The organism is Oerskovia sp. NPDC060287, from assembly GCF_042726775.1.
Classification (GTDB): domain Bacteria; phylum Actinomycetota; class Actinomycetes; order Actinomycetales; family Cellulomonadaceae; genus Oerskovia; species Oerskovia merdavium.
This window is the reverse complement of record NZ_JBHXBO010000160.1, coordinates 1-9701: the sequence shown is the minus strand read 5'-3', so window position 1 is coordinate 9701 and position 9701 is coordinate 1. Positions and strand designations below refer to the sequence as shown.

At 70.9% G+C, this 9701-nt stretch carries 9 protein-coding genes; 3 read left to right on the top strand and 6 right to left on the bottom strand.

What is annotated here, in order from left to right:
* The 6 genes from ACFWFR_RS13830 to ACFWFR_RS13805 form a co-directional block, all read right to left on the bottom strand.
* Positions 1-681, bottom strand: a 681-nt coding sequence (locus tag ACFWFR_RS13830; RefSeq protein WP_377623331.1) for a hypothetical protein, incomplete at its 3' end; no start/stop codon positions are given.
* 117 nt (positions 682-798) lie between these two features.
* Positions 799-1386, bottom strand: a complete 588-nt coding sequence (locus tag ACFWFR_RS13825) for a dienelactone hydrolase family protein (protein WP_377615410.1) — start codon at positions 1384-1386, stop codon at positions 799-801.
* A 108-nt stretch (positions 1387-1494) separates the two neighbouring features.
* The gene (gene zapE, locus ACFWFR_RS13820; RefSeq protein ID WP_377623330.1) at positions 1495-2652 is read right to left on the bottom strand and encodes a cell division protein ZapE; all 1158 of its coding nucleotides are present in this window, start codon (positions 2650-2652) and stop codon (positions 1495-1497) included.
* Between the two features lie 150 nt (positions 2653-2802).
* Positions 2803-3183 carry an SHOCT domain-containing protein gene (locus ACFWFR_RS13815; RefSeq protein ID WP_377615412.1) on the bottom strand — a complete coding sequence of 127 codons (381 nt, stop codon included), beginning with the start codon at positions 3181-3183 and terminating at the stop codon, positions 2803-2805.
* A gap of 292 nt (positions 3184-3475) precedes the next feature.
* Complete coding sequence (locus ACFWFR_RS13810) at positions 3476-4999, bottom strand: alpha-N-arabinofuranosidase (RefSeq protein ID WP_377623329.1); 1524 nt, start codon at positions 4997-4999, stop codon at positions 3476-3478.
* A gap of 121 nt (positions 5000-5120) precedes the next feature.
* On the bottom strand, positions 5121-6164 hold the full coding sequence (locus ACFWFR_RS13805; RefSeq protein ID WP_191805800.1) for a LacI family DNA-binding transcriptional regulator: 1044 nt from the start codon (positions 6162-6164) through the stop codon (positions 5121-5123).
* 204 nt (positions 6165-6368) lie between these two features.
* Between ACFWFR_RS13805 and ACFWFR_RS13800 the strand changes: the two genes are divergently transcribed.
* From ACFWFR_RS13800 to ACFWFR_RS13790, 3 genes are all read left to right on the top strand, one after another.
* Positions 6369-7292: a carbohydrate ABC transporter permease gene (locus ACFWFR_RS13800; RefSeq protein ID WP_191805801.1), complete on the top strand. Its 924-nt coding sequence runs from the start codon at positions 6369-6371 to the stop codon at positions 7290-7292.
* A complete protein-coding gene (locus ACFWFR_RS13795) occupies positions 7292-8224 on the top strand; it encodes a carbohydrate ABC transporter permease (RefSeq protein WP_191805802.1) in 933 nt (310 codons plus the stop codon). The genes ACFWFR_RS13800 and ACFWFR_RS13795 overlap by 1 nt, the downstream gene beginning before the upstream one ends.
* A 63-nt stretch (positions 8225-8287) precedes the next feature.
* Positions 8288-9701, top strand: a 1414-nt coding sequence (locus tag ACFWFR_RS13790) for an ABC transporter substrate-binding protein (protein WP_377623328.1), incomplete at its 3' end; no start/stop codon positions are given.

Below are 9701 nucleotides of genomic sequence, written 5' to 3'. Positions count from 1 at the left end.
GGCAGGGGTCCACAGGTCACGCCGCGAGACCCATCCTCCCGACTGCTTCGTCAGGTGCCCGGCCCGTCGGGCCTCGAGCACAATCGACCGGGCGATGCCGGGCAGGCCCCCGGACAACGCGTAGACGCGGCCCGCCACGTCGGAGTCCACCTGCCCTCCGAGCAGCTCGGACATCAGGCGGTGCACCTCCTCGAACGGCAGCACGGGGATCCCCAGCACCGTGGCCTCGCGCCCGGCCAGCACGCGCTCGACCGGTCCGGTCCCAGGGAACGGCGGGCGCACGGTGGCCACGACGCTCGCACCACGACGGGCGACGACGGCGCCGATCACCGCCGCCGACGCGTCGTCGAGCGCCTCGACGTCGTCGAGCAGGAGGAGCGTCCGCCCGCCCGAGGCCGCCCGGGTCACCCCGTCGACCGCGGCCGCCATCGCGCCCAGCGAGCCCGTGGGACCGGTGACGAAGCCTGCGAGGACGAGCGACTCGAGAGGTCGCTCGGCGCCTCCGCCGAGCCCGGGGACCGACACCACGCTCCACCCGTCGTCGTCCGCCGCGTCCCGCACCTGCGCGAGGAGCGTGGAGCGTCCCGACCCCGGGAGCCCGACCACGGTGACGGACGTCCCGGCCTCGACCGCGCGGCGGACGACGTCGAGGACGGGCGCGCGGGAGACGGGTGCGCTCATCGATCAACCATAGGGAGCGAGGTGCGACCCTGCCTGCGGTGCGCTCGGCCGTGCTCTTCGAGGCACGCGCGGCTCAAGGCCGCAGCGGACCGGCGGGGCGTCGCTGCCCGGGGCTCGTCAGGCCCCGATCCCGTCGAGGAACCTGATGACCCGCTCGGTGAGCAGGCGCGCCGCGTGCTCGTCGTAGGACGGCAGGCTCGCGTCGGCGAACAGGTGCTGGTCGCCCGGGTAGAGGAAGAGCTCGGCCTCGCCCGGTGCTGCCTCGACCAGGGCGCGGGCCGCATCGAGGTCTCCCTCGTCCGCGAAGAACGGGTCGGCGTCCATGCCGTGGACCTGCACCGGCACGCCGAGCGGCCACCCGTCGTCGCTGAACTCGGACGTGGGCACGCACGACGAGAAGAGCAGCGCGCCCCGGGCGCCCTCGCGGGTCTGGGCGAGCATCTGCGCGGGCACCACGCCGAGCGAGAACCCTGCAAACACCAGCTCCTCGGGCAGCCCGTCGGCCACGGCCACGCCGCGCTTGCGGATCGTGTCGAACCCGATCTCCCTCACGTACGCCATGCCGCTGTCGATGTCGGGGAACGTCCTGCCCTCGTAGAGGTCCGGCAGGTAGACGGTGTTGCCCGCCTCGCGGAGGGTCTCGGCGAACGCCTCGACCCCGGGCGTCAGTCCGAGCGAGTGGTGGAAGAGCAGTACCTCGGCCATGTGCGGGTTCCCTCCGGTCGCTGGCGCCGGGGCGGCGCCGCCTCCCCGATCATCGCGCAGGACACCCACACGCGCTGGGTGTCGTGCACCGCCGGTCCCGCGGTCCCCTCACCGACCGGGAGCCACCGGTCCCAGCCGCCGCAGCAGCACGAGGCGGCTCGCGGTGCGCTCGACGTCGAGCGCCACGCCCTCCTCGCCGCGGCGGCGCAGCGTCTCGTCGGGGTCCTGGTGGGCCAGGACGTGCAGCGCCACGTCGCGGTCGCACAGCACGTCGACGAGGTTCGCGAACCGCTGCCCGGTGTCGGGGGCCTGCGCACCCAGGGCGGGGACGCCGTCGAGCACCACGGACCCGAAGCGCTCGGCGAGGTGCAGGACGTCCGAGACCGCGGTGCGCCCCGCGCACCAGTGCCCGAACCCGAGCCACACCGTGTCCTCCCGGACCGCGAGCACCGGGTGCTCGCGCGAGCCGATGCGCACCGAGGTGGCCTCCTCGGAGGACGGGCGGTCGAGCCCCGCGGCCGCGAGCCGGGCATCCGTCGCGGGCCACACGAACGAGCCGCCCCGGAACCCGGCCACGTCCTGGCTGGGCGCCCGCCGGTGGTCGCGGTGCCCGCCGACCTCGACGACGTCGAGCCTCTGCATGAGGAGGTCGATCGTCGGGACGAAGAGGTGGTGGTACGCGGGGCTGGGCATGAGCCCCGACGGCGGGTAGTTCGACGTCAGGACCACGCGCACCCCGCGCGCGTCGAGCGTCCGCACGGCGCGCGCGACGAGCATGGCGTCGCCCGCGTCGTGCACGTGGAACTCGTCGAAGCAGACCAGCTCGGCGTCCCCGAGGATCGCGTCGAGCGCGGCGTCGATCGACCCGCGGTGGAACCGCTCGCCGTGCAGACGGCGCAGGAAGTCGTGGAAGTGCACGCGCACCGCCCGGATGCCGGGGGCGCGAGCGCTGCCGGGGGCGGGCCGTCCCACGGCCGCGTGGAACACGTCCATGAGCCAGGTCTTGCCCCGGCCCACGGAACCCCAGAGGTAGAGCCCGCTCAGCCCGTCGGGGGCGGGCTCGGCGAGCCGGGCCGCGAGGGCGTCGAGGGCCTCGACCGCGGGAGCCTGGCCGGGATCGAGGGAGAAGCCGCGTCGCGCGGCGTCCTGCCCGACGGCGTCACGCACCGAGCGCGTCGAGCGGTCACCCTGGTCGCGGGTCGGGGTGCGGTGCGGGCCGGTGGTCGGGAGCTCGCCCGCGGTGCCCGTCGTCAGCTCCTCGTCCACGCGTCGAGGGTACGCGAGCGCCCTGCGCTCCCCCGCACACGGCACGGACCGGTCGTCAGGGCCGACCCGGGCGGAACCCCGGGCAGCCCGTGACGACCGGTCCGTGGTGAGGCTGCCCGCGCCGTGGCGGACGCGCTCGTGGTGCGAAGGTCAGGCGAGAGCCTTGGCCTTGAGCGACGCGAACTCCTCGGGCGTGATGGTGCCCGCGTCGAGGAGGGACTTGGCCGTGGCGATCTGGTCGGCCGGCGACTGACCACCTGTCGCGACCGTACGGATGTAGGAGTCGGCCTGCGCCTTGGCGGCGTTGGCCGCGGCGATCTGCCGCTCGGTCATGCCCTTGCCCCGGGCGATGACGTAGATCAGGGCCGTGAGGAACGGGAAGATCACGAGCGCGATGATCCACAGCGCCTTCCACCACCCGTTGAGCGTGTGGTCACGGAAGAGGTCGCTGAGGATCTGGAACAGAACCATCAGGTAGGCGATGAAGACGAAGGACCAGATGAGGAGCCAGAAGAAGTCCCAGAAATCCATGTGAAGCCCCGTTCGGAGTGCCGTCAGCGCTCGCGGCGCGCGAGGACGCTGACGTCAGGCTACTGAGGAGGCGTTGTGTGCGCGCGGTGAAGAGAGGCCGATTCCGGGTGAACTCGCGCAGACCGTCAGACTCCGTCGCATGCGGGACTTTCGCGCCACGACCGGCCGGGCCACGAGACGCCCTTCCCCGGGTCAGCCGGGGACGAGCATGCGGTCGTCGTCAAGAATCCGACGAATCACGACGCCAACCGCATGCTCGACGCCTCCCGTCGACGGACGGGGGCGCGGTACCTCAGCCCTGCGTCTCGACGGCAGCGAGGAGCACCGTGGACCACGAGACCGCAGGCAGCTCGATCGTCAGGACGCCGCCCTCCACGGTGACGTCCTCGCGGGCCACGGGCACCACGCGGTCGGGCTCGTCGGCCGTGTTGTGGTCGTACGGGTCGTCGCTCGTGAGCGTCGAGGCCTCGGACAGCGCGAGCGCACCGAACGCGGCGAGGTCCACGTCGACCGTGACGGGCTCCGAGGGGTTGCGGTTGACGAGGAACACGGCGAGACGCCCGGTCTCCTCGTCCCAGGTCGCGACCGCGTCGACCGACGGGACGTCGCCGTGCTGCGCGGTCGGGAACGTCGGCGAGAGTGGCTCGACCCGCAGGACCGTGCCCTGCGCGAGCTCCGACGCCTGCGCGAACGGGTAGAAGATCGTCTGGCGCCAGGCGCGCCCGCCCGGCTCGGTCATGATCGGCGCGATCACGTTGACCAGCTGGGCCTGGCTCGCCGAGGTCACACGGTCGCTGTGGCGCAGCAGCGAGATGAGCATGTTGCCGACCACGACCGCGTCGGCCGCCGAGTACTGGTCCTCGAGGAGGACCGGCCCGACGGGCCAGTCCTCGCCCTGGGGCGGGACCGAGGCAGCACGGGACTGGTACCAGACGTTCCACTCGTCGAACGAGAGGTCGATCTGCTTGTCGGACTTCTTGACGGCCTTGACGTGGTCAGCGGTCGCGACGACCGAGTCGACGAACCTGTCCATGTCCACCACGGAGCCCAGGAACGAGTGCAGGTCGTCACCCTTGATCTCGTAGTAGCGGTGCACCGAGATGTAGTCGACCTCGTCGTAGGTCTCGGTCAGGACGACCCGCTCCCACTCACCGAACGTCGGGAGGTCGGGGGCCGAGGACCCGCACGCCACGAGCTCGAGGCGGTCGTCCACGAGTCGCATCGCGCGGGCCGTCTCGGACGCGAGCCGCCCGTACTCGTAGGCCGTCTTGTGCCCGACCTGCCACGGACCGTCCATCTCGTTGCCCAGGCACCACATCCTGATCGCGAACGGCTCGTCCGCACCGTTCGCGCGACGCTGCTCGGAGAACGCCGTGCCGCCCGCGATGTTGGTGTACTCGAGCAGGTCGAGGGCCTCCTGGACGCCCCGCGTCCCGAGGTTCACGGCCATCATGGGCTCGATCTCGGCCTTGTCGGCCCACCTGAGGAACTCGTGGAGCCCGAACGTGTTGGGCTCGAGCGTGTGCCATGCCAGGTCGAGCCGCGCGGGGCGGTCCTCGACCGGACCGACGCCGTCCTCCCACCGGTAGCCCGAGACGAAGTTGCCCCCCGGGTACCGCACGGTCGAGACGCCGAGCTCACGGACCAGGTCCAGGACGTCCCCGCGGAAGCCGTCCGCGTCGGCGGTCGCGTGCCCCGGTTCGTAGATACCGGTGTAGACGCAGCGCCCCAGGTGCTCCACGAACGAGCCGAACGTACGGCGCGAGACGGGGGCGACCCGGAAGTCGGGGTTGAGGACCATGCGGCCGGCGAGCATAGGTGGGGCTCCGTTCGGGACGAGGGCGGTGTGGTGAAGTCGAGGAGCGGGTCGCCGCCGGTCCGCGGGGCGGCGCGGACCGGTGCGGCCTCTGCGGCCCTGCGGTCAGCGGGTCAGCGGGTCAGGAACGGTGCGCCGGTGGCACCGACGTGCTCGCGCGGATCACGAGCTCGACCGGGACGTCGTGGACCTTGCCGGGGGTCGGACGACGCCCTGCGATCTGCTCGAGGAGCAGGTCCATGCAGAGCTGGCCGACCTGGTCGAAGTGCTGCCGGACGGTCGTCAGGGGCGGCCAGACGTACTCGGCCACGTCGATGTCGTCGAACCCGGCCACCGACACGTCGCCCGGGATCGAGATGCCCCGCTCCTGGAAGGCCCGCATGAGCCCCAGGGCCATCTGGTCGTTGGCGCACAGGATCGCCGTGATCTCCTCGGGGATCCGGTCGGCGAGGACCGCCCCCAGCCGGTAGCCCGAGGCCGGGGTCCAGTCGCCGTGGTAGACGGGAGGCACGGGCGCGCCGTTCGCGACGAGCGCGGCCTCCCACGCCTCGCGACGGACGCGGGTCGCGTTGCCGCTCGGCGGCCCGGCGATGTGCCACACGGTCTTGTGGCCCAGCCGCAGCAGGTGCTCGACGGCCTTGGTCACGCCGCTCGCCTGGTCGGTCATGACGAGCGGGTACGACGTCTCGGCGAGGTCGTCGGTCACGACCACGGGGATGCCCGGCGCGAACATCACGGACGAGCGCTCGAGGATCTCGCTCTCGACCACGATGAGCCCGTCGACGTTCTGCGCGGCGAGCTGGGCCATGGCCGCGCTCACGCCGCCCGCCGTCGGGCTGTCGAGCGAGATGAGGTTGGTCGAGAACCCGTGCGCCTTGGCCGCGAGCGCGAGCGCCTCGACCGTCTTGACGTCGCCGAAGCGCGAGAGCGAGAAGGCCACGACGCCGATCGCGCCGAAGCGCCCGGTCGTCAGCGCGCGCGCTGCGGCGTTGGGTCGGTAGCCGACCGATCGCATGGCCTCGAGGACCTTGGTGCGCGTGGAGGCCTCGACGTTCGGCGAGCCGTTCGAGACGCGGGAGACCGTCTGGGGCGAGACGCCCGCGACCGCTGCGACGTCGACCATGGTCGGCACCTTGCCGTGCCGTGTCGCGGGTGAATCGGTCATGGGGGTCGCACTCCTTCGTTCCGGACCTGTGGGCAGAACTGTAGCCGAGATCACGGTTGCGCAACCATTCGACGGGTTGTCTGGCACCCACTCATCTTCTGTGCACGCCCCAGAAGCGGCTTGACCGCTCGGAAATCACGTGTGATGCTGAACGCCAAGCGCATGGTTGCGCAAACATGCTTGCCCGAATCGAGGAAGATGACGATGACGTCCGTGACGACGAGCGCTCCGCCCCGCAAGACCCGGCGCGCCAAGGCTCCACCCGAACGACGAGAGTGGACCGGGCTCGCGTTCGTCCTCCCCTTCCTCGCGGTGTTCGTCTTCGCGATCGTCGCCCCGCTCTTCTACGCGGTCTACCTCTCGTTCTTCCAGGACCGGCTCGTGGGCGGCTCGTTCTTCGCCGGCTTCGCGAACTACGCCCAGGCGCTGACCGACCCGCTGCTGCACGTGGGCCTCGGTCGCGTGCTCCTGTTCTTCGCGGTCCAGGTCCCGATCATGCTCGGCCTCGGGCTCTTCGCGGCCCTCGCGATCGACTCGGGCCGCCTCCGGGCCAAGGGCGCCTTCCGCATCACGCTCTTCCTCCCCTACGCGGTCCCCTCGGTCGTCGCGGCCCTCATGTGGGGCTACATGTACGGCAACGAGTTCGGGCTCATCCGCCAGATCGGCGACGCGATCGGCGTCGCGACCCCGGACCTGCTGTCCGCGTCGTGGGTCCTGGTCGCGATCGGCAACATCGTCACGTGGTCGTTCGTGGGCTACAACATGCTGATCCTCTACTCGTCGCTGCGCTCGATCCCGACCGAGCTCTACGAGGCCGCGGAGATCGACGGCGCCGGCGCGATCCGCACCGCGTTCTCGATCAAGCTCCCCGCGCTGCGCCCCGCGCTCCTGCTGACCACGATCTTCTCGGTCATCGGGTCGTTCCAGCTCTTCAACGAACCCAACGTGCTGCGCGCCCTGGCCCCCACGACCATCAGCAGCTACTTCACGCCCAACATGTACGCGTACAACCTGGCGTTCAACGGCCAGCAGTACAACTACTCGGCCGCCGTGGCGATCATCGTCGGCGCGGTCACCGTCGTCGTCGCAGCCCTCGCGCAACGACTGAGCCGAGCAGGAGAGAAGTGATGACGCAGACCAGCACCGTGCAGGCCTCGCCGGAGGCCCCGGTCAAGAAGGCACGCACCGGGCGCCGCCGCCCCGCCTCCTCGTCCCGGGCACGCACCTCGCCCACCCTGTCCATCCTCATGACGCTCATGCTGCTCTACGCCGTCGTGCCGCTGCTCTGGCTCGTCATCAACAGCACCAAGACCAACGGCGGGCTGTTCAACTCGTTCGGCCTGTGGTTCGCGGACGACTTCGCGCTCGGCGAGAACCTGACCAAGCTGTTCTCCTACCAGGGCGGCATCTACTCGAACTGGCTCCTCAACACCGTGCTCTACGCGGGCGTCGGCGGGATCGGTGCCACGATCCTCGCCACGCTCGGCGGCTACGGGCTCGCGAAGTTCTCGTTCCCCGGTCGCAAGTGGGTCCTCGCGGGCGTGATCGGGGCCATGACGGTCCCTCTCACGGCCCTCGCGGTCCCCACGTTCCTCATGTTCTCGCGCCTCGGGCTGGTCAACACGGCCTGGGCCGTGATCATCCCCGCCCTCGCGAGCCCGTTCGGCCTGTACCTGATGTACGTGTACTCGCAGGACTCCGTGCCCGAGTCGCTGCTCGAGGCCGCGCGCCTCGACGGCGCGAGCGAGCTGCGGACCTTCCTCTCGGTCTCGCTGCGGCTCCTGACCCCGGGCTTCATCACGGTCCTGCTCTTCACGGTCGTCGCGACCTGGAACAACTACTTCCTGCCGCTCATCATGCTCACCGACCCCAAGCTCTACCCGCTCACGGTCGGCCTGAACCAGTGGAGCGCGCAGGCGGGCTCCTCCGGGGCGAGCGAGCCGGTCTACAACCTCGTGCTCACCGGGTCGCTCGTCGCGATCGTCCCGCTGATCATCGTCTTCCTCTTCCTCCAGAGGTACTGGCAGTCCGGCCTCGCGGCCGGTGCGGTCAAGCAGTAGCACCACCCCACGTCGGCTCCCCGACGGACCCCTCTCCACACCGAAGTGAAAGGTAGTCACCCCATGAGGATCACCCGCGCCCGCGGAGCCGCGGTCACCGCTGCAGCACTCACCCTCACCCTGACCCTCGCTGCGTGCTCCGGCGGCAGCGACGGCGGCAGCTCGGACGGTGGTGGTGGCGGCGACGTCACGGCAGCCGACATCGACGCAGCGCTCGACGCCGAGGGCACCACGACCCTGCAGTACTGGAGCTGGGTCCCGAACCTCCAGCCCACGGTCGACCTGTGGAACGAGGCCCACCCGAACATCCAGGTCGAGCTGACCAACGCGGGTCAGTCGGCCGACCAGTACACCAAGCTCCAGAACGCGATCAAGGCAGGGTCGGGCGCCCCCGACCTCGCGCAGATCGAGTACTTCGCCCTCCCCCAGTTCGCGCTGGGCGAGTCGCTCGTGAGCCTCGACGACGTCGGCCTGTCCGACCTCGAGTCCGACTTCACGGCCTCGGCGTGGGAGCAGGTCGCCGCAGGCGACGGGCACTACGCCTTCCCCCAGGACACGGGCCCCATGGTCATGTTCTACCGCGCCGACATCCTCGAGCGCCTGGGCGTCGAGGCCCCGACGACGTGGGACGAGTTCCTCACCGTCGCGCGCGCCATCAAGGCCGACAACCCCGAGAACTTCATCGCGTCGATCGACCCGGGCGACGCGGGCGGCGTGGACTCGCTGATCTGGCAGGCCGAGGGCCGTCCGTTCTCGGTCGAGGGCACGGACGTCAACATCTCGTTCGGCGACGAGGGCACGCAGAAGTTCGCCGAGCTGTGGGACACCCTGATCTCCGAGCAGCTCGTCGACGTCGCGGGCGGCTGGAACGACGCGTTCTGGCGTTCGCTCGACTCGGGCCGCTACGCCATGTGGATGACGGGCGCCTGGGCTCCGGGCTCGCTCGAGACGAACATCCCCTCCACGGCAGGCAGCTGGAAGGCCGCGACCATGCCCGTGTGGGAGGCCGGCACCCCGGCCAACGCCGAGAACGGCGGCTCGGGCACGGCAGTGCTCGCCAAGAGCGAGAACAAGGCCGCGGCCCTTGCCTTCGCCCGCTGGCTCAGCACGGACTCCGAGGCCGTCCAGGCCCAGGTCGACGCAGGCCTGTTCCCCTCGACGAGCTCGATCATGGCCGACACCGACTTCCTCGGCGCCACGTCCGACTTCTTCGGCGGCCAGGCCGTCAACGAGGTCTTCGTCCAGGCCTCGAAGGACGTCAGCTCGGGCTGGCAGTACCTGCCCTTCCAGGTCTACGCGAACTCGGTCTTCGGTGACACCGCGGGCCAGGCGTTCAGCAACGCGACGCCCATCGCCGACGGCCTGACGGCCTGGCAGGACCAGATCACCACGTACGGCAACGGGCAGGCAGGCGTCGTGCGCGGGGTGCGGACATCGCTCTCACTCCTGTCGGTCGTGGTCCGGGGCGGGTCAGCGG